The organism is Pseudomonas fluorescens group sp., from assembly GCF_020093335.1.
Taxonomy (GTDB): Bacteria; Pseudomonadota; Gammaproteobacteria; order Pseudomonadales; family Pseudomonadaceae; genus Aquipseudomonas; species Aquipseudomonas petroselini.
Genome location: NZ_JAIOKW010000007.1, coordinates 214777 through 238672, shown reverse-complemented (window position 1 = coordinate 238672; position 23896 = coordinate 214777). Strand labels below are relative to the sequence as shown.

Annotated in this window: 18 protein-coding genes and 1 pseudogene; 12 read left to right on the top strand and 7 right to left on the bottom strand. The window is 57.1% G+C overall.

Going from position 1 to position 23896, the window contains the following annotated elements:
- Positions 1 to 250 precede the first annotated feature (250 nt).
- Positions 251 to 508, bottom strand: coding sequence for a hypothetical protein (locus K7431_RS11145; protein WP_043206334.1), 258 nt, complete (start codon positions 506 to 508; stop codon positions 251 to 253).
- Positions 509 to 807: 299 nt separating this feature from the next.
- Positions 808 to 1848 carry a GTP pyrophosphokinase gene (locus K7431_RS11140; RefSeq protein WP_015885964.1) on the bottom strand — a complete coding sequence of 347 codons (1041 nt, stop codon included), beginning with the start codon at positions 1846 to 1848 and terminating at the stop codon, positions 808 to 810.
- Positions 1849 to 2277: 429 nt separating this feature from the next.
- Here K7431_RS11140 and K7431_RS11135 point away from each other — a divergent pair, with 429 nt between their 5' ends.
- The 7 genes and pseudogenes from K7431_RS11135 (at position 2278) to K7431_RS11110 (ending at position 11128) form a co-directional block, all read left to right on the top strand.
- The gene (locus tag K7431_RS11135) at positions 2278 to 2766 is read left to right on the top strand and encodes a hypothetical protein (RefSeq protein WP_043205935.1); all 489 of its coding nucleotides are present in this window, start codon (positions 2278 to 2280) and stop codon (positions 2764 to 2766) included.
- Positions 2756 to 3418, top strand: coding sequence for a hypothetical protein (locus K7431_RS11130; protein WP_015885966.1), 663 nt, complete (start codon positions 2756 to 2758; stop codon positions 3416 to 3418). Before K7431_RS11135 ends, K7431_RS11130 begins: the two co-directional genes overlap by 11 nt.
- 1683 nt (positions 3419 to 5101) lie before the next feature.
- Positions 5102 to 6034, top strand: a complete 933-nt coding sequence (locus K7431_RS11125; RefSeq protein WP_015885967.1) for a chemotaxis protein CheV — start codon at positions 5102 to 5104, stop codon at positions 6032 to 6034.
- 75 nt (positions 6035 to 6109) lie between these two features.
- Positions 6110 to 7255: an HD-GYP domain-containing protein gene (locus K7431_RS11120; protein ID WP_015885968.1), complete on the top strand. Its 1146-nt coding sequence runs from the start codon at positions 6110 to 6112 to the stop codon at positions 7253 to 7255.
- A 130-nt stretch (positions 7256 to 7385) separates the two neighbouring features.
- A pseudogene (locus K7431_RS31410) lies at positions 7386 to 8648 on the top strand (PDC sensor domain-containing protein); the annotation flags it as partial.
- Positions 8643 to 9548, top strand: a complete 906-nt coding sequence (locus K7431_RS31405) for a methyl-accepting chemotaxis protein (protein WP_442081426.1) — start codon at positions 8643 to 8645, stop codon at positions 9546 to 9548. The pseudogene K7431_RS31410 and the gene K7431_RS31405, both read left to right, overlap by 6 nt.
- Positions 9549 to 9694: 146 nt before the next feature.
- Positions 9695 to 11128: an ArnT family glycosyltransferase gene (locus tag K7431_RS11110; RefSeq protein ID WP_015885970.1), complete on the top strand. Its 1434-nt coding sequence runs from the start codon at positions 9695 to 9697 to the stop codon at positions 11126 to 11128.
- Positions 11129 to 11143: 15 nt separating this feature from the next.
- Here the strand turns inward: K7431_RS11110 and K7431_RS11105 are convergent, their stop codons facing one another.
- Positions 11144 to 11632, bottom strand: a complete 489-nt coding sequence (locus K7431_RS11105; protein WP_010206662.1) for a TIGR00645 family protein — start codon at positions 11630 to 11632, stop codon at positions 11144 to 11146.
- A gap of 163 nt (positions 11633 to 11795) precedes the next feature.
- On the opposite strand from K7431_RS11105, the gene K7431_RS11100 reads away from it, so the two are divergent.
- Positions 11796 to 13619 (top strand): hypothetical protein, encoded by a 1824-nt coding sequence (locus K7431_RS11100; RefSeq protein WP_015885971.1) that lies wholly within the window; start codon positions 11796 to 11798, stop codon positions 13617 to 13619.
- A 7-nt stretch (positions 13620 to 13626) separates the two neighbouring features.
- Here K7431_RS11100 and K7431_RS11095 read toward each other — a convergent pair whose 3' ends face one another.
- Both K7431_RS11095 and K7431_RS11090 read right to left on the bottom strand, forming a co-directional pair.
- Positions 13627 to 13944, bottom strand: coding sequence for a PA4575 family protein (locus K7431_RS11095; RefSeq protein ID WP_015885972.1), 318 nt, complete (start codon positions 13942 to 13944; stop codon positions 13627 to 13629).
- A gap of 320 nt (positions 13945 to 14264) precedes the next feature.
- Complete coding sequence (locus tag K7431_RS11090; RefSeq protein WP_015885973.1) at positions 14265 to 16703, bottom strand: Lon protease family protein; 2439 nt, start codon at positions 16701 to 16703, stop codon at positions 14265 to 14267.
- A 269-nt stretch (positions 16704 to 16972) separates the two neighbouring features.
- On the opposite strand from K7431_RS11090, the gene K7431_RS11085 reads away from it, so the two are divergent.
- The 4 genes from K7431_RS11085 (at position 16973) to K7431_RS11070 (ending at position 20569) form a co-directional block, all read left to right on the top strand.
- Positions 16973 to 17461 carry a DUF3015 domain-containing protein gene (locus K7431_RS11085; protein ID WP_015885974.1) on the top strand — a complete coding sequence of 163 codons (489 nt, stop codon included), beginning with the start codon at positions 16973 to 16975 and terminating at the stop codon, positions 17459 to 17461.
- Between the two features lie 92 nt (positions 17462 to 17553).
- Positions 17554 to 19407 carry an Lnb N-terminal periplasmic domain-containing protein gene (locus K7431_RS11080; RefSeq protein ID WP_015885975.1) on the top strand — a complete coding sequence of 618 codons (1854 nt, stop codon included), beginning with the start codon at positions 17554 to 17556 and terminating at the stop codon, positions 19405 to 19407.
- 246 nt (positions 19408 to 19653) lie between these two features.
- Positions 19654 to 20010: a hypothetical protein gene (locus K7431_RS11075; protein ID WP_015885976.1), complete on the top strand. Its 357-nt coding sequence runs from the start codon at positions 19654 to 19656 to the stop codon at positions 20008 to 20010.
- Positions 20011 to 20080: 70 nt separating this feature from the next.
- Entirely contained in the window at positions 20081 to 20569 is a 489-nt protein-coding gene (locus K7431_RS11070; RefSeq protein ID WP_015885977.1) for a GreA/GreB family elongation factor, read from the top strand.
- Here K7431_RS11070 and gdhA read toward each other — a convergent pair.
- Positions 20566 to 21903 carry an NADP-specific glutamate dehydrogenase gene (gene gdhA, locus K7431_RS11065; protein WP_015885978.1) on the bottom strand — a complete coding sequence of 446 codons (1338 nt, stop codon included), beginning with the start codon at positions 21901 to 21903 and terminating at the stop codon, positions 20566 to 20568. The genes K7431_RS11070 and gdhA overlap by 4 nt on opposite strands.
- 258 nt (positions 21904 to 22161) lie before the next feature.
- The gene (gene ettA / locus K7431_RS11060) at positions 22162 to 23826 is read right to left on the bottom strand and encodes an energy-dependent translational throttle protein EttA (protein WP_015885979.1); all 1665 of its coding nucleotides are present in this window, start codon (positions 23824 to 23826) and stop codon (positions 22162 to 22164) included.
- Between the last annotated feature and the right edge of the window lie 70 nt (positions 23827 to 23896).

Genomic DNA, 23896 nt, shown 5'->3' with positions numbered 1-23896 from the left:
CGCGATAAACGAGGCTTTTCATGACGCCGGATGAGGTCAGGCCATGGATTATCAGCCGTCCTACGGCTTTCTGAAGGACTGCTTATACCGTTCTGAGTCATACAAGGTGACTTTGGCAGACGCTTACCATTCCTAGACAGAAATCTCTTGTCAGCAGTCTACAAACCAATTGTAAAACCGATATCCCGCAGCCACCGACACGGCGCAGGTTCCAAGGGCCAATAGAGGCCACTAGAGAATCCGGGGCGATTCAACCTTTGGGAATAGTCAGGGGCGCGAACTTGTTTTTTTGCACTTGCAGTGGCACCAGTTTGCACCAGTAGATCGAGTACGCATTCGGGCTCGTTTGCTTGATTGAAACGGCAGCCACGACAGATTTAACCTCGGTCTTTTTGTATATCTTCATGGACGCATCCATATAGCTTGCGGCCAGGCATCTCGCGTCCGTAAGCAGCTGCTCGTACTGCTGATCCAGCAGGGTGACTATAGTTTTTGCTTCTTTGCTCATGACCAAGGCTCTCTGCTTTGTAAGAGCCAAATGGTGACCGATCGCTGAGCACCCCAAATTCGATTTCAGACGATTTTATCGTCGGAAATCTAACAAAATTTGAGTTGGCCGGCTGACACTATCGATCTGCCGTGCACTAGATAGACGACAGATGACGATAGGGCAGACGCAGGAAAATATCACGTACAAAGGATGCACAATAGATACCCCCGTTATTTCATGCTTACTCCTAAAAAATGTATTCCCATTCGCTCAATGGCTACATGCTCTATCGGCTTTATGAGGTTTATAGGAAAATCTTACGGCATCTGATTGTAAAGCTTAGCTATCTGTGCAAGTCGCGTTGGACGTCCTTTGGCTCTTCCCATAGGATGCCTGGCTAAAACTTCGTCAACCTTATTTTTCAATAACCCAGCCAAGAGCAAGTCTGAACTATCCCTCTCTAATATATCCACATTTTGTTCCTCGGCAAATCTGAGAAGGCGATCAAACTCTGTCTGGACAGTTTCCTTAAGATTTTCTCCGCCGGGGCAGATCGCATTATGAATCCCTCCAGGCGAATTAATTCCTAACGCCTCTAGTTCTTCAAATAGCTGTCCAGCATTGGCGGAAAACCCGGTTCCGACTTCTAGCTCCTTTCTCATACGCGCTACAAAATCATGGACGTCATCAAATGCGCCAGTTCGATGAGTAAGACGCTCATCCGTATCGGTCAGAAGTCTTTTGATCGTTAGGTCACCCGCCTTCGTCAGCAGCCCTAACTGGTCTATGAACTCCCTCTCCGCGTCAGACAGCTCACCGCTTAGCGGTTTATATTGAAGATCATGCTCAATTTCATTGAAAACATGTGCGAGCAAGCTACAGACTTGAATCTCACATGTAGTACCGTCTAGGTTAGAGTTTGTACCTGCGAAGTCTTCTTCAATTAAATATACTTGGCAGTGAGTTGCTCGGTAATGCCTCCCTACTTCTGCGCGATCTTTTACATCAATATCTGGCTCACCGCCGTCTCTTCCGACAAAGGCCTGCCTTATTTCCTGAACAACATTTTGACGATCTGATTCTAAATAGGTTGCGATTCGCACCCCGGCTAAATCACTGATCCTCTCAAAAACCTCATCAACACTGTTATATCTATTCCGAAGCTCTGCCTTTCGCAATTTGTCGAAAAAGCTCTTTGGATTCTTCGCGCGCCGCTGAACGGTTGCACGCACAGTTAATTTTTTCTGTACGATTTCTATACATTTTTGATATACCAAATCTGCCATCTTTGAGTACCTGTCATATTCCCGCAGATATCTCTGGTGACATTCCTGAATTTGCTCATCGCTTAATGGCATTCTCATTCCTTGAAAGCTTGGATTTGGTATCGCGTCCCGAAATGGCGGAAATCCCCATGGTGGACCGATTATTTAAGCGGGACCTCATAGCAAATAGATTCGCCGATATCATAATGCCATGCGACTAATCGCAATGCCATCCGAGGTACGTCTTTGCGATCAGCTTTGCTTGGTAGACGCCTCTAGGTCAGATTCGGGTCTATTTCGGCCGGTAGCGAAGGGTGAGCAGCCATCTCTGAAGGGCGGCTCCTGGCCGATTTTCGCCACCCCTACAGGCTGCAATGGGAAGGAAGTATCGTCCACAAACGCCTACCGCAGCGTCTGTTTTTGGTTCTTGTGCTCTAACTCGGTAAAGTGTGCTATGTGCAAAATTTGACGACTAGCCGATAGCGCGCAGCCGCGCACGGGACAGATATGGAATCAGGCTACATGAAGAAGAATCAGACTGAACCGGTCTACAAAGAGTACCTACGCTTCAGGTTTCCTGGGTTTGGTTCGGAGGGTACGTGCTTCCTACGGGTCTGGGTACGACCAAGCGGGTTGGTTGTCCTCTGCAGTCAGCTTCTCGAATATTACGGTACGTCGGTGACCAACGCGGTGGAGCAAATCCTTGTGGCGGCCATCGAGCGGTTGCAAGAAGATGTCGGATTGGATCACCTTGTTGCTCCTAGGCGTTGGTGGCGATTTCGAGCTGATCACGAAGATTTCATTAGCCAGGTCGTGCGGCGTACGGTGTGGATTGAGCACTACCCACCTGGAGCCGGACTGCATCCTGCTGGTTCGTTTGCATTGGTGGCGTTCGACAGCGATCTGCATCCAGTCTGGAACTACGTATCCAAGAAGACGGCTGCAGGAGAATGTGGCGTGGACGCAGCACTCCTCGAAGTTGATACGCAGTTACTAAAATATGAATCCTAGACGCCTCATCCATCATGGGCCGCGGCTGATCAACATCCTGCACAACCAGCTCCCGCACCACGTTATATCTGAAAACGGCCTTGTGGGCGGCTCGAAGGACGCGCATCAGGCAGAAGCTTCAGTACAGCAATTGATCGTCAAACTGCTCACACCTCACCTACCCTCCCCTGACTTGGTAAGGAATAACAAGCAGGCTCTCGAGCATCCAACACTTGGCCGCTGCATTCCCGATGTGATCATTGATCGAATTGGCGGTTCTCCTTGGGGATATTTTGAGTTGAAGACCTTGCTTGCCGAAGATCAGTTGACTGAGGACGCAGTCGAGCATGATTTGAGAAAGTTATGTGCCTATAAGGACGCTCGTCCTGAAGCAGCGGCCGTCTTCGTCCTCGTAGGTACACGCAAGAGGCTATCGGATAAATACGCGAAAGCACGCTGGGAAAAAGCCGGAATTAGCGCTGAAGAGTCGGCATTCAGCACGGGGCAGTTGCGGCCTCAGAAATTGTTTGATGCTAATTACATTGCGATTCCTTGCGGATGGTCTGGAAAGGCTAACGAGGTGATGACCCTGACGTGGGAGGTTCAACCCACTAGCAAGCTTCGTATTCAGTCAGACACATACCGATTTCTGGCATGCATGGCTGGCCCTTGATATTCAAAACTAGGTTCTTAAGGTGCTGTTGGGTGAAAGCTCAAATAGGTCAAACAATTGATCGCTTCGGCTAGGGGCATACCGACGCACATGAATGTCTCTTTATGGCCGTCTGTTGCCTACCACGCAGGATAAAATACTGCTTATCAGCAAGCCACGAACCAGTTATAAAAACGATATCCCGCGCCAACCGACACGGCGCAGATTCCGAGGGTCAGTAAAGGCAACTGCCCTTCGACGCCTAGCCACCACTGCACTTTGAACAGAAACGCTCCTACCAAAACGCAGGCCAGAACACCAAGAGCCAGGCCAACCAAAGCGAACAGTCGAGCCCCTAACCCAGGATTTCCGCCGTGCCAGTTCTCACTCAGGCAAAAGGGGCAATGATTGGAAGAAAGCGAATACCCCCAGAAACCACGGCTATATGACGCTCTCGGAACCATCGCCTTGCCACAGTTGTGACAGGTAACCATCGAGTGTCTCATATCGCACCTCAGCTCAAATCATCCTAGATGAGCCGATGGTGCGCTACCGCTGAAAAAACCCAACTACGTGACCTGACATCTACCCAGCGCCCGGTGTGAGCTGGGCTCAAACCCTCGTAGCCAGATAACCGAGGTTATGGCTGTACACGACCAACTCCATTGAATGCTCGCCGGTGGCTGACTGACCTCGCCCGGTCGCAGAGCGATAATTCAGGACGCCAGTTCAACTCCTCAAATAGCCGCTCATCGGAAATGCGTGTACGGGGGCACTTATGGGGGCACTTAAAAATAAACCGCTCAGTAAAGTTATTTAAAACAATAGGTTATGTATAGATTTTCAATCCCCCCGGCTCCACCACTTCAACGAAAAAAGACGTCCTTGGACGTCTTTTTTTTGTGCCTGAAATCCAGTAAATGCAGGGCTTCAGCGCTTATTGGGCTTCGCAAGGTTTGTGAGTTCCAAGCGCGCGGGCATTCCAGGTGATGACAGCGGCAGCCATCGGCTACAGGTCATTGACGGCGAGTGCGTGCGGCGGCGAGGTGTTTCGAGCGACTGATAACCAGACACCCGCCGAGGGAATGGCCGATCAGGTTGGCCGTATCAATGCCCAGGTGGTGATCACGCAGGGACCCACTTAGCTGATCAAGCAGCGAGCGGCCCATATCCTCGGCTCGTGGACGGATTTGTCAAAAATGCGAGCCACGGTCGACTGCGGCGTCCGATTGAAATAGGCGAAATACGCTCGACGGCCATGGCTTGGCGATGATGATCAAGTGCGCACATAGCGCGACGCCGACCAACACCGCCAGTACGTCGACGTCCGTGCAAAAAAACCCGCACATCTGGGGACAAAAAGCCCAGCAGCAAGCCGATGTCCGCTACAGCACGAGGGGCGCGCTGAGTGTCCGCAGCGGCCCGCTGCACAGCCGCCGCTTAACAAAGTTAAATGACGCGTCCTGTACTGAACGGACAACACACGCAGTATGAAACTGCCGTTCTAAATCGTTCTCAACAATAGCACCAATAAGTTAGCCAACTAACTATTTCAAACACTCATCCGAATAGACAATCAATTAATCTCATATCGCTTTAACGATAAACCTAAGATTTATTTATTTTCACATATCTTTTACATAGCCCTACATAGGATAGTGTCATTACGGTATCAACGCTACCAGCCGAGTTAAAGGAGTGTGTATGACAGGTGTAATGGCATCCGTTAACAGTCGCACACAACTGGTCGGTCAGAACCGGCTTGAACTGCTACTCTTCAGGTTCAACAACCTCCAGCTGTACGGGATCAACGTTTTTAAAGTTCGAGAAGTTATACGTTGCCCAAAGTTATCTCTACTACCAAAGTCTAATAACAATATCTGTGGCGTTGCCAATATTCGAGGCGCCTGCATTCCTATTCTAGACCTCGCCATGGCCACTGGACTGCCAGGCGTACAAGACCAGGAAAATGCTTTTATTATACTTACGGAGTACAACAACCGCGTTCAAGGTTTCCTCGTCTATGCGGTTGAGCACATCGTCAATTTGAACTGGGAAGACATTCATCCACCGCCCAAGGGCAGTGGTGAACACAATTACCTGACGGCCGTGACCCGCGCGGATGATCGTTTGGTCGAGATTATTGACGTTGAAAAAGTACTGACTGAAATATCGCCCTCGTCCGAGGAAATATCCAGCGGCGTGGTGGATCACGACGTCACCCTGCGGGCCAGGCACTTGCGTGTCCTGACCGTGGATGACTCCCTCGTCGCGCGTAAACAGGTGACACGCTGCTTGGAAACCGTGGGTGTCGAGGTGGTTGCCTTAAATGACGGTCGACAAGCGCTTGATTACCTGCAATCCATGCTCGACGAGGGGCGCAAGCCGGAGGAGGAGTTTCTAATGATGATCTCCGACATCGAAATGCCAGAGATGGACGGCTATACCCTGACCGCCGAAATCCGTAACGACCCGCGCATGGCCAAGCTGCACATTGTGCTGCACACCTCGCTCTCCGGCGGGTTCAACCAAGCCATGGTCAAGAAAGTGGGCGCCGATGACTTCCTGGCCAAGTTTCGCCCCGACGACCTTGCCGGGCGCGTTGTTACGCGCATCAAGGCTGCACATCCGAACTGAAGCGTTAGCCCGACAACACCCAAGCCAAGGAGGCTCGCAAGAAACGTATAAGAACAAATCAACAGAGGTAATATCATGTTGAAATGTAATGAGTTCTACCATCTGGCGCCAGACAGCGAGGCAAGACCTTTCTGGCGGGACCGCGCGCGTAACGCGCAGTCGGCTATCCAATGCGCCCTGGGCTGCGGCGTACAGCCTACCCACTCGGTCCCCTTGCCTGATACGACCCCACCGCAGGACGTCACCGCCCCCCCGACAACCTCGACCTCCATGCAAGAGGAGCTGGTCACTGCACAGGCCATCTGCGCCCGAGCCAAGACCGCCGTGGTCGAGATGTTCAGCCACGCTCGCATGGGCCGAGCCCTGGAGCTTGAACACATCAGTACACTGGTCGACGATATTTCAAGTTCGATCGCACGCCATCCCAATGCGTTTATCAGCCTGGCACGCCTGAAAAGCCTCGACGACTACACCTACATGCATTCGGTCGCCGTGTGCGCACTGATGATTGCACTGGCCAATCAACTTGCCCTACCCGCCGCAATGGTGCGCAGGGTCGGGCTGGCCGGCCTGCTGCACGACATCGGCAAGATGGCCATACCCGGTGCCGTGCTGAACAAGCCAGGTCGGCTGAGCGATGACGAATTGCAACTGATGCGTACCCATCCGCTGGAAGGTGAGAAAACCCTGCTGGGCACATCGCAGGTGTGCGAAATGGTCGTGGATGTATGCCTGCATCACCACGAGCGGTTCGACGGCACTGGTTACCCGGATCGGTTGGCAGGCGAACAGATCAGCCTTTTCGCTCGGATGGCCGCTGTGTGTGATGTCTATGACGCCGTCACGTCGGACCGTTCTTACAATCAAGGCTGGGATCCCGCCGTTGCCATCCAGCAAATGTCGACGTGGGAAGGGCATTTTGATGATGAGGTGTTTCGGGCGTTTTTAAAGGCTGTGGGTATTTACCCTGTCGGGTCCATCGTTCAACTAAAAAGCGGCACAATTGGTGTCGTCATTGAGCAACATGCCCACTCCCTGTTGACGCCCAAGATCAAATTATTCTTCTTGCCGGTTCTAAACATCTACATCACACCCAAAACAATCGATTTGAGCGACCCCACCCAGACCGATAAAATTATTGCGCGCGTGCCGTCACAGCGTTATGGCTTTAAAAATACCGAGCGTTTATGGCGCGATGAAGATACGCATACACAGAGTTAAGCACTCTACAGCTGTACAGCATTCCGATGCCTAAGCAGCACATGATCAAGCACTAAGCCTTGCGTGAAAAATATATTGGAATGTCGACATCCGATTATGTCGACAACTATTAGCGTGGGCGGGAAATACCATGAAATTCAACTCATTGCAGACTCGAATTTGCTTCACCGCCGGACTCTGCCTGTTTATCTCATGTGCGAGTCTGGTGTTGTATGGGCTGTACTCTTCAAATGCCAATCAAGCCTATGTGGGCACCGAAGTTTCAACATTGATTGAAAGCGCCACCATCCGCGAAATGCAAAACCTGGCGGAGTCCCGCGCCAACGCCATACAGGCCAAACTGCAGACGGCCCTGGATTCGGCTCGTACCTTGGCCAACACACTGGGCGCCAGCAAAAATGCACACAGTTCGCTGACATTAGGCCGTGATCATATCAATGCGATGTTGCTCAGCGTGCTCAAAGACAACCCGGACTTCAACGGCACGTATTCATGCTGGGAGCCGGATGCACTGGACGGCCAGGATCAAGCCTTTCGTAACAATGAAGGCGGCAACAACCCATTGACCGGCCGCTTCACCCCCTATTGGACGCGCAGCGCAGATGGCCACATCGCGGTACAACCGCTGGTCGAGTATGACTCCGACACACGCCACCCCAACGGTGTATTGAAGGGCGGCTGGTACTCCGGCCCTCGGGATACCCAGAAGGAAAGCGTGCTGGACCCCATTCCCTACGTGGTGCAAGGCAAAAACGTGTGGCTCACCACGCTGTCGGTTCCAATCACTGCCAATGGCACTTTCTACGGCGTCGTCGGCGCTGATTTCGACATTTCGTTTATACAGAAGCTCAGCGAGCAAATGTCTGCCGACCTGTACGGCGGTAAAGGCTCCGTGTCGATTGTGAGCCATCAAGGGCTGGTGGTGGCCGACAGCAAACGGCCGGAACTGATCGGCCAGCCACTGAAGGGGTTGCTGCCCAACACCTGGGATAAGGTGCTGGCCAATGTGCAGAAAGGCCAGGGCGATAGCCGACTCAATCAAGAGTCCCAGGAAATCGAGGTGCAGATGCCCATCCCCTTGGGCCGCACCGACAAACCCTGGGCCATACTGATCCACTTGCCCAAGGCCGTGGTCATGAGCCAGGCCCTTGCCCTGGAGAAGGAATTGCAATCTCGCGGCTTCAAGAGCAGCGTATGGCAGGTTTCGGTCGGCGTACTCATCTCGGTAGCGGCATTGCTTGCTCTTTGGTTTGCCACCGCAAAAATCGTCGGCCCGATACGTGAAGCCGCCGCCTTGGCCGCCAACATCAGCCTGGGCGATTTCTCTCATCGCCTGGTGCAAAAATCCGAAGATGAAGTCGGCCAATTGTCCTTCGCCTTGAACGATATGTCGGAAAGCCTGCAGCGCCAGGTCCGTGTAGCCGAGCGCATTTCCGAGGGAGACCTGGACCTGGAAGTACGCCTATCCTCCCCCAACGACACGTTGGGGAAATCGCTGGAAAAAATGGTCGGCAACTTGAACGCGTTGATTTCCCAAGTGCAGGCCAGTGCAACGCAGATCACCGGCAGCTCCGCACAGGTCACCGAATTGAGCCAGTCGTTGTCCGACGGCGCATCCAACTCGGCATCGTCCATCACCGAAATCAGTGCTGTCATGACCCAAATGGCGGCGCAAACCACCGACAACGCTGCCAACGCCAAAAAAGCCGACGAGCAATCCCAAGCCTCGCGAGCCGACGCAGGTGAAAGTGACAAGCTGATGAGTGAATTGATAGCCGCCATGGCGGAGATCGACAACTCGGGTAAAGACATTACCGCCATCATCACTACCATCGACAACATCGCCGCCCAAACCAACCTGCTGGCCTTGAACGCTGCAATCGAGGCTGCACGCGCCGGGGAGTTGGGCCGAGGTTTTGCAGTGGTAGCCGATGAGGTCAGGAGCCTCGCCGCCCGTAGCGCCGAAGCAGCCCAGCAAACAGCGGCGCTGATTGCGGACTCTTCGACCAAAACGCAGCGTGGCATGGTTATCGCCGGGCGCACGGCCGATTCATTGAGAAACATCGTGACCGGCACCAGCACGGTTTCCAGTCTGGTCTCATTGATCTACCAAGCCTCCAGTGAACAGGCCTCCGGCTTGCAACAGGCCAGTATCGGGCTGGAGCAAATTGATGAAGTCACTCAGCAAAATCAGACCAACTCCCAGCAATGCGCAGTGGCCGCGCGGAACCTGTCGGAACGGGCCAACGCCATGCAGCAAGGGCTGAGCCGCTTTAAAGTCAAAGCCTCTTAGCGCCTCCAGCGAAGCCAGGGGGTGATCCCCCTGGCCCAGCGCCTTCAATCTGTTGTTTGTTCATCAAATATTAAGAATCGCCTCCCTATACTCACTGATTGCGGGCCGTTCCCCCGAGCGCCCCCCTGCTTCGGTAGCCACACCCCATGACGCGTACCGCTCCCCTCCTGCTCCTGTTGGCTGGTCTGTTGTTCTTCTTTGCCCTCGGTAACCATGAGCTGCAAGGCTCCACCGAAGCCCGCGTGGCCGGCATCGCCATGGCCATGCACCTGGACAATAACTGGGTTGTTCCTCAGTTATTCCGTGAGCCCTTCCTGGAAAAACCGCCCCTGAGCCTGTGGATCGATGCCGGGGCGATTCGCCTGTTCGGCGGCACCACCTGGGCCGTGCGCCTGGCGTCGGCATTTGCCGGGTTGTTCAGCGTGATGCTGCTGTATGGCATGCTGCGCAGGTTCGGTCGACCGCAGACGCTGGCGTTCAGTGCGGCCTTGATCCTGGCGACTATGGCCAGCTACTGGGGCAATGTGCGCGGCGTGGGTGAAGACTCGCTGCTTACCCTCGGCGTGACCACCGCGTTGCTGGCGTTCTACCAGGCCGTGCGGCCCGATCGTGAAGGCTCCAGCGCGGGCGCATGGGCACTGTTTACTGCAGGGATGGTGATCGCCACGCTCAGCAAAGGCGTGCTGGGCCTGGCGATGCCGGGCATTGTGATTTTTGTGTACCTGGCCATCACCAGCCTGATGGACAAGCGCCTGCGCATTGGCGATTGGCTCAAGCCTGCGCTGTTTACCTTATTGGCGTTGGTGCCGCTGGTGATTTGGTTGGGTTTCCTGTTCCAACGCGGCGGGCTGCAGGCCGTGGCCGAAGTGGTGTTGACCAACAGCGTCGGCCGGTTCAGCGGCTCGTTTGTCGAGGCCGGACATTACGAGCCGTTCTACTACTACATCGCCAAGCTGCCCGAAGCGTTCCTGCCCTGGAACATCCTGGTCTACCTGGGCCTGTGGCATTTCCGTAAAAGCCTGATGCGCAACCGCTACCACCTGTTCTTCAGTGTCTGGCTGGTGGCGCAGTTCACCCTGCTGACCCTGGCATCGAGCAAGCGCACCGTGTACCTGATGGCACTCACTCCGGCCGCCGCCGTACTGGCTGCGGAATACGCACGGGTATTGCTGGACTGGCTGAAAACTCACAAACCCGCACTGCACACCCATCACAGAACCCTGGTGGGCGGCGTGTTCACCCTGGCCGTCGGTTGCTACCTGATTGCGGCCTTCTGGTTCGCGCCCAAAGCCGACGCGCACCACTCGTTTATACCGGTGATCAGCCAGGTGCAGGCATTGAAAGACGAAGGCAGGGAGGTGGTGTTGTTCCGGCCTAACGAGCGCATCGCCGGGGCCAGCGTGTTTTACCTGCAGGCCTATTTGCCGATCCTGCAAACCGAGGCGCAGTTGCACAACTACCTCAGTGCCAAGCCCGGCAACGTTGCATTGCTGGACCATACCGATGACCTGACCACCCCGGTCAAGGTGATCAAGCAGATGTCGATCAATCGCCAGCCTTACTACTTCGTGGAGGAGTAAGGCCGGCGCAGGGCATCAGTGCTTGGTGACTTTGTCCAGGTAACCCATGGCAAACGCCGAGACCACGAAGGTCATGTGAATAATCACGTACCACATCAAGTGCTGCGGATCGACGTTCTTGGCGTCCATGAAGATGCGCAGCAAGTGGATGGACGAAATCGCCACGATGGACGCCGCCACTTTCATCTTCAGCGACGAAGAGTCCATGGTGCCCAGCCAGTTGAGTTTCTCTTTGTTGTCATCGATATCCAACTGCGAGACGAAGTTCTCGTAGCCGGAGATCATCACCATCACCAGCAAGCCACCGACCAGGGCCATGTCGATCAACGACAGCAGCACCAGGATCAACTCGGACTCGGCCATCGAGAACACGCTCGGCAGCAGGTGAATCACTTCCTGGAAGAATTTCAGCGCCAGCGCCAACAACCCCAGGGACAAGCCGAAATAGATCGGCGCCAGTAGCCAGCGCGAGGCGTACATAGCATTTTCGATAAAGCGTTCCATTGGATCTCACACAGCTTGGCTAGAAATGGCGGCGAGTATACCAGCCGCCACAAGACACCTGTCACCACGAGAAAACTGACGTGGGCGGCATCTGTAAGGGAATTTTTCTGCTAGTGTCGAGCCCAATAAATCGGCTCGATGACGTCGGACAGGAAAAACTCAGATGATGGATGTGCGATCCCCTTTGGCCAGTATCGGCCTGTGCGCGGCATTGCTGCTGGCCGGCGGCTGCTCCCCCAGCGACGAGCAGAAGCAGGCGACCCTCGAAGAGAAAACCGCCAAGTTCGAACAGTCCCTCGACAGCATCCAGGACCCCAAGCTGCGCGACGCCATCGCCGATCTGGGCGGTTCCTTGCTGTTACTGGAACGGGCTCAGGCCAAGCTCGCCACCAAGCCCATCGAAGCCGAATACGGCGAAGACAGCTTGGCGCTGCTCAAGCACTACCCCACGCCCCAGGCGCTGGTGGACACCTACATCAATGGCCTGTTCGTGCTGCGCAAGACCTCCCATTCCGACTATTTGACGGACTTGCAACCGGTCTTCCCGTTCACGTTCAATACGTCTGACCAGTTCCCCTTCCCCCATGGCCTGGAATGGCAGTCGGTCACCTTGAGCAACAACAAGGTCATCCCCTTCCAGCCGGAATGGTCGGAAACCGATCCCGGCATCCAACTGAGCCCCAGCAGCTCCAACTTGACCAACCCGGATGACCTGACGGTGACCTACCCGTTCATCGACGGCATCGAGACGGAAAACAAGAGCCAGCCCCAACCCGTCAACCTAAAGGGCACGGTCGAAGTGATCGCGCCGGGCAAGGTGTTGACGTTTGACCTGTCGAAAAAGGACGTGGGCCACACGCGTACCGAAGGCAATATCACCCTCAAGCTGCTGCTCCTGGAGAAAAATTACGCCGAGATCGAGCTGACCAACAGCCAAGCGTTGGCGCCGGAAGTCGGCGATGAATCGCCCAACCCGCTGCTGGTACAGGCACGGGACAGCACCGGGCAATTCCTCACGCGCTCGGGCTCGATCAATGAAAGCAGCGCGCAGGTGGCGTTCTACGAGAAACAACTGGCCGAGATGCAAAAGCAGAAGGCCTGGTCGGAGGCATTCGAAAAACAGCTTACCGATGAACAAAAAGCCTTCGAACACAAGCAGAGCAGCCATTACGCCAAGGTGTATTTCAATGGTGTGATCGACAACCTGCAGGTCAACGTACTGGATTTCTCCACCGCTACCCGCACCCGCAAGGACCTCGACCTGCCGGTGCTGCGTTTCGACAAGAACAGCCTGCAACAAACCGTACAGGCCTTGCCGATGCCGGTCACCGTGTATGACGACGGCGCCGCCAGTTGGCTCAAAGACGCGAGCATGACCGAAGAGCAGCTGAAAAACAGCGTCACCATCAGCCAGTCGGCCGAAGACGCCAGCGCGGCGCACATCGTGTTTGACCACCCGTTCACCTTCAATGACGACCTGGTGGGCAGCGAGCGCAACAGCAGCGAATCACCGGTGACCTTCTTCACCGCCGACGAAAAAGGCGAACGCGGCGAGCCGATCGAATTACCGACCGAGGCCTTCGAACTGAACCCGGCGCGCGGCACCCTCACCTACGATCTCAACCTGTTTCCAGAAAACCCGGCGTATGTGGTGGGTTCGATTCCGCTGTTCCTGGCGACCATCGAGAAAGCCGAGATAGACGTGGCCAAGTTGCCTAAAGGACTGTCGCTCAAGGACAACGCGCTGGTCGTCGACCAAAAGGAATTCCCTGCCGACAGCTGGCGCTTCTACGCCAAGGACGCCAGCGGCAACTACCTCAAGGAAATCCTCGGTGTGAGCCACCGCGCCGAGGAGTACGGTACGGCGATGTTTGACGTGCATTACTTCTACGGCCAGCCGACGACCCTGGAAAGTTACCAGCGCACCGACCTGAGCACCGTGCAATACGGCTTCGAAGTCAAACTGGACAAGCCCGAGAGCAAGTAACCGGCGCCTACAGGGCCAGTTGGTCATGCCCACCGTTGAGTTGGCGCAGATGGGCCTGCATGTGCAGGCACCAGATCTGCGGATCGCCCGCCAGCTCATAGCCGTGCAGGGTCAGGCTGTCCACGATGGATTCGAGAATATTTTCCGCCACGAAAGGCCCTGGAAACGGGCCTTGGGACTTGATGGTGGACGGCTGTTCACCGGTCATTCCGGCGGCAAACAACAAGGTCCACATCCCGTTATCCCCCGCAAGAGGGCGAATGGAACATTCAATACGGGTGACCAGGCCAAAGCACTGGCGGGTGAGGCAGAGGTTGCGCGACATGGCGGCGGCCCTCGGTAGATCGGTGTTCAACCTGCGCCTGGGGCGAGGCTGTTTCTATCCAGCGACTCCTGTGGATATCCCTTGAGCTCAGAATAGAAGAAAACCACGACAAACCAAGGTTGTAGAGACCAACGGGCGTTAGCTCTACAGACCCCAGTCAATTTTTTGGCTAAGACACCCTCCGTAGTGAGCGGGCTTGCCCCGCGCTGGGCTGCGCAGCAGCCCCGAACCCAAACCACGCAACCTGTCGGACACTGAGCAGCGGTCCTATTAGGGCTGCTTTGCAGCCCAGCGCGGGGCAAGCCCGCTCACTACACAGGTCAAGTCGGCTTGGCTTCCGCCAGCGCCTGTTGTGCCAACTCTTTCTCCGCTTCTTTCAAGTCCTCTTCGCTGATCATCTCGGCAATTGCCCGCAGACGCTCTACCACGCGCGCATTGACCGTGCCTTCCGGGAACTGACCTTCTGCATCCGGCTCACCGGCATCCTCGCCCACCAGCAGGCTCAATGCCTCATCCGCCTGGCGCACCGCATAGATATGGAACTGCCCGGCACGCACGGCCTGCAGCACCTTCTCATCGAGCATCAGCGTGGCGACGTTGGCCTGGGGAATGATCGCGCCCTGCTCCCCGGTCAAACCGCGCGCTTCACACAGGCGGAAGAAGCCTTCGATCTTCTCGTTGACCCCGCCCACCGCCTGCACTTCACCAAACTGATTGATGGAACCGGTGATGGCAAAGCACTGCTTGAGCGGGGTTTTCGACAAGGCCGAAATCAAGGTGCACGCCTCGCCGAGGGACGCACTGTCGCCGTCCACGTAGCCGTAGGACTGCTCCAGCGCGATGCTCGCGGAGATCGCCAGCGGGAATTCCTGCGCATAACGGCTGCCCAGATAGCCGGTGAGGATCATCACGCCCTTGGAGTGAATCGGCTGGCCGAGGTTGACCTCACGCTCGATGTCGACAATACCGCTGCCGCCGGGGTACACCGTGGCGGAAATCCGCGCCGGCACGCCAAAGGCCGAGTCACCGACTTCCAGCACCGTCAGCCCGTTGCACTTGCCCACCGCCGCACCGGCGGTGTCGATCAGGATGACCCCGGCGAGCATGTCGTCGAGAATCCGCGCCGAGACTCGCCCAGTGCGCGTGGCCTTGGCCTTGAGTGCGCGCTCGATATGGCCGGCGTCGGTCATCTCGTCACCCGCCAGGTGGCGAATGAAATCCGCCTCGCTGACCAGCTGGAACAAGTCCCCAATGCGCGCCGACAAGCGCCCCTGGTGTTCCGCCAAGCGTGCGCTGTAAGTGGCCAGCCGTGCCACCGCATCCGAGGTCAGCGGCGCCATGCCTTCTTCCGAGGTGCGGGTTTTGAGCAACTGGGCGAACTGCTCCAGGCTTTCGTCGACCATCGGGATGTCTTCGTCGAAGTCCACCAGCACCCGGAACATCTCCTGGAAGTCTGGGTCGGCGTCCTGCAACGCGTAGTACAGCTGGCGGGAGCCGATGATGATGACCTTGACCTGCAACGGGATCATCTGCGGGTTGAGGGTCACGGTGGCCAGGCGGCCCAGCTCGCCCAATGGCGATTCCATCTTCAGCTTGCGCGACTGCAGGGAGCGCTTGAGGGCGTCCCAGACAAACGGCTCACTGAGCATTTTTTCGGCTTCAAGAATCAGGAAACCGCCGTTGGCACGGTGCAGCGCACCTGGGCGCAACTGACGATAAGTGGTGTAGAGCGCGCCCTGGTCGGTGCTGTACTCGATACGGCCGAACAGGTTGTCGTAGGTCGGGTGCGGTTCAAACACCACCGGTGCGCCACCGTTGACCGGATGGCCGACCACCAGGCTCGGGCAGTACTGTTCTTCAAGCAGCTTGCGCGCCTGGGCGTCGGTCTTGGCGTCGTCAACCAGTTGCTCGACCACGGTCTTGAGCAGGTACACCTGCATGGCTTGCAGGTAACCGCAGACAGCCGCATTTTCCGCGTACTTTTCCGACAGCGGTGCGAGCAATGGCTGCAGGGCCAGGGTGATGGTTTCTTCGTTGAACTGGCGCAGTTGGTTGTTGGACTCACGCTTCCACTGCGGCAGGCTGGCCAGTTCTTCGTTGAGGCGCTCTTCCAGCTCGGAAATATCCGTGTGGAAACGCTCACGGTCGGCTTCCGGCAACTGCGAGAACTCGGCCTCGTCCAGCGCCTTGCCGTCGAGCATCGGCGTGAACGCGATGTTGGTGCTGTCACGGTACAGCGCCACGTCCTTTTCCAGGGCCAGGCGTTCGATCACGTCCAGCGCCTTGTCGTAGCGCTGGTTGAACGCACGGTCGATGGCGCTTTTGCGTTGTTGATACGTCGGGTGCTCGAAGACCGCCGGGAAAGTGGCCACCAGGTTGTCGACCAGGCCGTTGATATCGCTGATGAACGCCGCTGCGCCGCCGCCCGGTAATTCCAGGGCACGCGGTTCGCGAGGCTCATCGAAATTGTTCACATAGACCCAGTCCGCCGGGGTCTGCAGGCGCTTGCCTTCGGCCTTCAGGTAGCGTTTGACGAACGAAAAGCGGCCGGTACCCGGCTCGCCCATGACAAACACGTTGTAACCAGGGCGTGGCATGGCCACACCGAACTGCAAGGCTTCAACCGCACGTTCCTGGCCAAGCACACCGCGAAAGGGCTCCAAATCATTGGTGGTCGAGAAGCTGAACTGTTCAGCGGAGAAAGGGCGAGTCAGCGCTTCGGGCGCTAGACGCAAGCTGGCAGCAACAGGATCAGGCATCGGGCTTCCTTACATCAGGCGGGGCAGATGACGGCATTCTGGCTCCCGCTTACGCGCTCTGGCAAGGCGCGCTTGAGGGAAAGCCGTAGACGCGGGATGCGTCCTGCAAAAAAAACACGACATCGCGAATTGTTTTATAAAAACACACGGAACCCTTGGAACGTGCCTAAACTCCAAACTGCGCGGGTTGGACTAATAACCGATCCCTAGGGCGCTATGAAGTGCCTGAACCCTTGTCCATTGGTTTGCACACAATAGAGAACAAAGCTATGAAACGGATCCTTCTCGGTACTCTCTTCACCGTCGTCTCCCTCAATGCAATGGCAGAAGCACCAGGTGGCCCGAACTGCGGTTGGGGCAACATGTTGTTCGAAGGCCAGCGCGGTACTCCAGCTCACTTCCTGGCTTCCACCACCAACGGTACTTCGGGTAACGCCACCTTCGGCATGACCTCGGGCACCAACGGTTGCAGCACCAACAGCGCCCTGACTTACGGCGGCAAATCGTGGATTGCCATGAATGGCATGATGAACGAGCTGTCCGAAGACATGGCCAAGGGTAACGGCGAAGCGCTGACCACCTACGCTGTGGTACTGGGCGTTGCGCCTGAAGATCGCGAGCACTTTGCTGCCGTGACCCACGAGCACTTCCAGCAGATCTTCAGCAAGGCTGACGTGACCGCTGACGACGTGCACAACAACACCATTGCTGTACTGAAAAGCGATGCCCGTCTGGCGAAATACGCTACCCAGGCTTAAGCTCGATCCGCCCGCGTCTTTCGAGGCGCGGGTTTTATTTTTTCGACCTGTCCCCCTTGGGTCTTTTTTTTATTCCGACTTAAGTAGCCCCCATGCTCAAACGCCTCGCTTGCCTGGCTCTCTTCGCCTGCGCCCCGCTGCATGCGGCCCCGCACCTCGATGATCAACGTTTGCAGCAACTGGCCAACGACCCTTTCTGGTTGTCTTTGGGCCACTACGAAGCCGGAAAAATCAGTGGCTGGCGCAGCTATGTCAGCGACAAAAAGTTTTTCCTCGCCGCTGACGGCGCCCACCACCCGGACGCCGAACTCAAGGCCACGGTCGACGCCCTCTACGCCCCGGCCAGCCTGGGTGAAAAACACGCCCAATGCGTTTACCCCGCGCGCACCCGCTGGCTCAAGGACCAGTTGCACCTGGCCGACCTGCCCGCTGTCGACTGCAAAGAATTCAAGCAGTGGTTCAAGGACGTTGCGCCCCACAGCGCGGTGATGATCTTCCCGGCGGCCTACCTCAACAGCCCGTCGTCGATGTTCGGCCATACCCTGCTGCGCATCGACCAGGCCGACGTGCAAAGCAACAACACCGCCTTGCTCAGCTACGCGATCAACTTCGGCGCCTACATCGAAGGCTCCGACAACAGCATCCTCTACGCCTGGAAAGGCCTGATGGGCGGTTATCCCGGCCTGTTCGCGCTGGTGCCTTATCAGGAGAAGTTGTCGGAATACCGCAGCCTCGAAAACCGCGACCTGTGGGAATACCGCCTCAACCTCACCCAGGTCGAGACCGAACGCATGGTCGAACACGTGTGGGAACTCAAGCAGATCCAGTTCGACTACTTCTTCTTCGACGAAAACTGCTCCTATCGCCTGCTGGAACTGCTGCAAGTGGCCCGCCCCGGCCTGCGCCTGACCGAACAATTCCCGCTGACCGCCATCCCCACCGACACGGTAAAAGCCGTGAAGGACGCCGGCCTGGTCGAGAAAATCGACTATCGCCCCTCCCGTGAACGCGAGTTGCTGGAACGCGCCAAGCCGTTGGACAGCGACGAGCAACAATGGGTATTGAAGGTCAGCGACGACCAGAAGCAACTGCAGGAGCCGGCGTTCAAAGCCCTGCCCCGCGAACGCCAGGCCCTGATCATCGACGCCGCCTACCGCCTCGGCCGCTACCGCGCGAATGGCTTGGAACGCGACACCGAACGCTCCCAACGCAGCTTCGAACTGCTGCGCGCCATCAACCAGAACCCCGCGCCTGACCTGAAGATCACGCCCCCAGGCCTGCCGGAAAACGGTCACGAATCGCGCACCTGGCAAGCCGGCATCGGCACCCGTGGCGACAAAGCCTTTGGCGAATACGGCCTGCGCATGGCCTACCATGACCTCAACGACAACGCCGAAGGCTTCCCGCTGGGCGCGCAGATCGAAATCCTGCAAATGGAACTGCGCCAGTACGAAGGCAACCACTGGCAACTGCAGCAACTGGACCTGGCCACCATCCGCTCCCTGACCCCGCGCAACGCCCTGTTGCAGCCGTGGTCATGGCAAGTCACCGGCGGCCTGGAGCGAGTACCGGGCAAGCACGACGACGAAACCCTGGTCGCCCACGTCAACGGCGGCGCCGGCGGCACCTGGCAACTGCGCGACGACATGCTCGGCTTCGCCCTTGGCACCGTACGCGTGGAACACAACAACGACTTCAACGAAGCCATCTCCCCGGCGGCCGGGTTCAACACCGGTGTGCTGTGGAAGAATCCGCTGGGCAACCTGAGCCTGGAAGCCAAAGGGGACTTCTTCACCAACGGCGAAGTGCGGCGCAGCATCAGCCTGAACCAGCAGTGGGAATTGTCCCGCAACCTGGGCCTGCGCCTGAGTGCACAGCGCGAGTACAGCCATTTATCAACGCCGGTGAATGAAGTGATGCTTGAAGTGAAGTGGTATCACTACTGATCGGTAAGACCCGGCGAAGATCCAATGTGGGAGGGGGCTTGCTCCCGATGGCGGTGTGTCAGTTAAGTATCCAGTGACTGACATACCGCTATCGGGAGCAAGCCCCCTCCCACATTTGGTTTGGTGTTGAGCTGAAAGCACTGTGCGGCACGCTCACAACACCTTTCTCACGCGCCTTTCACACCTCCTCGACAAATCCCCTTCTAGACTCTCCCTATCAGCCGTGAAACGGCCAGGGAGTACGCCATGTGGCGGTCTGCGGTATTGCTGTGTGTGTGGGTGGGGCTGTCGGGTTGCCAATCGACCCATCAGGATTTACTGGCCAAAGGTTACCCACCGGCCTTTGCTGATGGTTTTGACGATGGCTGCAGCAGTGGTCGCCAGGCGGCTGGCGTCATCAGCGGGGAGTTTCGCAAGAACGTGCCGCGTTATCTCAAAAACCGCGAATACGCCGAAGGCTGGGAAGATGGTTTTCGCCAGTGCAAAGCCATGCGTGAGAATGAAGAGCTGCGTGACTACAAAGACAATCACTGGGACGACCGCGACCGCGCCTGGCAGCACGAGAAAGACCGCGACGCAGCCCGGGCCTATCGCTCGCAATAGGTCGTTTTCAGACATCCATCGAAACTAAAGCGCGGCGACCATGGCCCAAGCTCCATAGAGGGAGAACGTCATGAGCCGAGCTTTTGTAAACGAAGACAACGCCGCCGCCCAGGCCGACCAGCCGGTGGAGCGCCAGGTCAGTGAGCAGCCCAACCGCCTCACCGCGCAAGGGCTGGCGCAGTTGCAGGCCAAGGTTGCGCAGTTGCAGCACGCATACAGCATCGAATCCGCCAAGGGCGATAAACAGCGCCAGGCTGACCTTGAACGGGATTTGCGTTACTTCAACCAGCGGCTGCAAAGCGCCCAGGTCGTGGCACCGGCCACCTCCACCGACAAGGTGCAGATCGGCAGTTGGGTGACCTTCGCCAACGAACAGGACGAGCAGCAGCGCATCCAGTTGGTTGGCGAAGACCAGGCCGATGCCAACGCCGGCTTGATCAACTGGGGCTCACCCCTGGGCCGCGCATTGCTGGGCGCTCAGGTGGGCGACGAGGTGCTGTGGAAGCGCCCCGTCGGCGATCAGTTGATCGAAGTGCTGCGCATCGAGCCCGAGGTTTAGACGATGCCTTGGGCCAACATCGCGTCGGCGACTTTCACAAAGCCCGCGATGTTCGCGCCTTTGACGTAGTTGACCCGGCCGTTTTCCTCACCGTAGTGCACGCAGGCATGGTGGATCGATTGCATGATGTTGTGCAGCTTGCTGTCCACTTCACCCGCGGTCCATAGCAGGCGCATGGCGTTCTGCGACATTTCCAGGCCACTCACGGCCACGCCGCCGGCGTTGGATGCTTTGCCGGGCGCGAACAGAATGCCCGCGTCGATAAAGATATCCACAGCCTCCAACGTAGTCGGCATGTTGGCGCCTTCGGCCACGCAGACGCAACCGTTGCGCAGCAGGGTGCGGGCGGCTTCGGCGTCGAGTTCGTTCTGGGTGGCGCAAGGCAGCGCGATATCACAGGCCAATTCCCACGGGGTTTTACCGGCGCGGAATTCCAGGCCATAACGCGCGGCCAATTCGCTGATGCGACCACGCTGGACGTTTTTCAACGCCAGCAGGGCTGACCATTGCTCCTCGGTCAAACCGCTTTCGGCGTACAGGGTGCCTTCGGAGTCGGAGAGGGAGATCACTTTGCCACCCAGGTCCATGACCTTACGCGCCGCGTACTGCGCGACGTTGCCGGAGCCGGATACCGCCACGCGCTTGCCTTCCACCCGCTGGCCATTGCGCTTGAGCATTTCTTCGGCGAAGTACACGCAGCCGAAACCCGTGGCTTCGGGCCGAATCAGGCTGCCGCCGTAGGTCATGCCCTTGCCGGTCAGTACGGAGGTGAACTGGTTGCTCAAGCGTTTGTACTGGCCGAACAAAAAGCCGATCTCGCGCGCGCCCACACCGATATCGCCGGCCGGTACGTCCACATCTGCGCCGATATGCCGGTACAGCTCGCTCATGAACGCCTGGCAAAAGCGCATGACTTCGGCGTCGCTCTTGCCCTTGGGGTCGAAGTCGGAGCCGCCTTTGCCGCCGCCCATCGGCAGTGAGGTCAGGGAATTCTTGAAGGTTTGCTCGAAGGCGAGGAACTTCAACACGCCCAGGTTCACCGATGGGTGGAAGCGCAGGCCGCCTTTGTACGGACCAATGGCGCTGTTCATCTGGATACGGAAACCGCGATTGACCTGGACCTTGCCGTGATCATCCACCCAAGACACCCGAAAGGTGATCGCGCGTTCCGGCTCGCAGAGGCGCTCCAGGATGCCCGAGGTCAGGTAGTGGGGGTTGGCTTCAAGAAAAGGCCACAGACTACGTAGGACTTCTTCTACGGCCTGGTGGAATTCTGGCTGGTCAGGGTCGCGTTTCTTGAGGCGGGCAAGGAAAGATTCCACGGATTCGATCATGAAAAGTCTCGGCAGATTGATTGTTTTTAAATGAGATTGAGCCGGACCTTAGCAACTCGAATCGCACCTGAAAAGCGCAAAATGTCGCCTTTGTGAATTTAAATGGTGCATTGGATATAAATAAACGCGCTTACTCGCACCAAAAAAGGGATTTCATCTCAGGATGCGTACCAATAGTTAAACCACCTCGGTCTTCCAGAAAAGACGCAAAAAAAAGCGGAGCCCGAAGGCTCCGCTCTTTCACACCACCCACCCAGATCAGGCGAGTTTTTTGTGGCGTACACGGTGCGGCTGGGCAGCGGCTTCGCCCAAACGCTTTTTACGGTCCGCTTCGTACTCGGTGTAGTTACCTTCGAAGAACACCGCTTGGGAGTCGTCTTCGTACGCCAGGATGTGGGTCGCGACGCGGTCAAGGAACCACCGATCGTGAGAGATCACAATGGCAGCGCCCGGGAAGTCCAGCAGGGCTTCTTCCAGGGAACGCAGGGTTTCAACGTCGAGGTCGTTGGACGGTTCGTCGAGCAGCAGCACGTTGCCGCCCTCTTTCAGGGTCAGGGCCAGGTGCAAGCGACCTCGCTCACCACCGGACAGGTCCTTGACGAACTTCTGCTGGTCGCCGCCCTTGAAGTTGAAACGGCCGACATAGGTACGCGACGGGATTTCATAGTTGCCGATACGGATCTGGTCGGAACCTTCGGAAATCTGCTGGAACACTGTCTTGCTGCCGTCCAGGTCTTCACGGCTCTGGTCCACACAGGCGAGCTGCACGGTTTCGCCGACTTCGATAGTGCCTGAATCCGGCGTTTCCTTACCCATCAGCATGCGGAACAGGGTGGATTTACCCGCACCGTTACCACCAATAACGCCGACGATCGCGCCTTTTGGCATGGAGAACGACAGATTGTCGATCAACACGCGGTCGCCATAGCCTTTGGAAACGTTCTTGAATTCGATGACCTTGTCACCCAGGCGCGGGCCGGCCGGGATGTAGATCTCGTTGGTCTCGCTGCGCTTTTGGAATTCCTGCGATTGCATTTCTTCGAAGCGTTGCAGACGGGCCTTGGATTTGGACTGGCGGGCCTTGGCGCCTTTGCGCACCCACTCCAGTTCTTCCTTCATGGCTTTTTCATGCGCCGATTGTTGCTTGGATTCGGCAGCCAGACGGTCGGACTTGGCTTCCAGCCAACCGGAGTAGTTGCCCTCGTAAGGGATACCGGCGCCGCGGTCGAGCTCGAGGATCCAACCGGCAACGTTGTCCAGGAAGTACCGGTCGTGCGTGATCGCAACCACGGTGCCCGGGAAGTCGTGAAGGAAATGTTCCAGCCAGGCGACGGAATCGGCGTCCAAGTGGTTGGTAGGCTCATCGAGCAGCAGCATGTCGGGAGCCGACAGCAGCAGGCGGCACAGGGCCACACGACGTTTTTCACCCCCCGACAGGAATTCGACCTTGGCGTCCCAGGCCGGCAGGCGCAGCGCGTCGGCGGCGACTTCCAGCTGGCGCTCCAGGTTGTGACCGTCGCCGGCCTGCAGGATGGCTTCAAGCTTGGCCTGTTCCGCTGCCAGCTTGTCGAAGTCGGCATCCGGTTCGGCGTAGGCGGCATAGACTTCATCCAGGCGCGCCTGGGCGTCCTTGATGACGCTGACGGCCTCTTCGACCACTTCACGTACGGTCTTGGTCGGATCCAGGATGGGTTCCTGTGGCAGGTAGCCGATGTTCAGGTCGGGCATCGGGCGGGCTTCGCCTTCGAACTCAGTGTCGACGCCGGCCATGATTTTCAGCAGCGTGGACTTACCCGAACCGTTGAGGCCGAGCACGCCGATCTTGGCGCCTGGGAAAAAGGACAACGAAATATTTTTCAGGATTTCCCGCTTCGGAGGGACAACTTTACCCAGCCGATGCATGGTGAAGACGTATTGAGCCAAAATGTGGACCTCATGAAAAAGTGAGAACAGGCCTACGTAGCGTCATGGCGCGGTACATAGCATTGCGAAT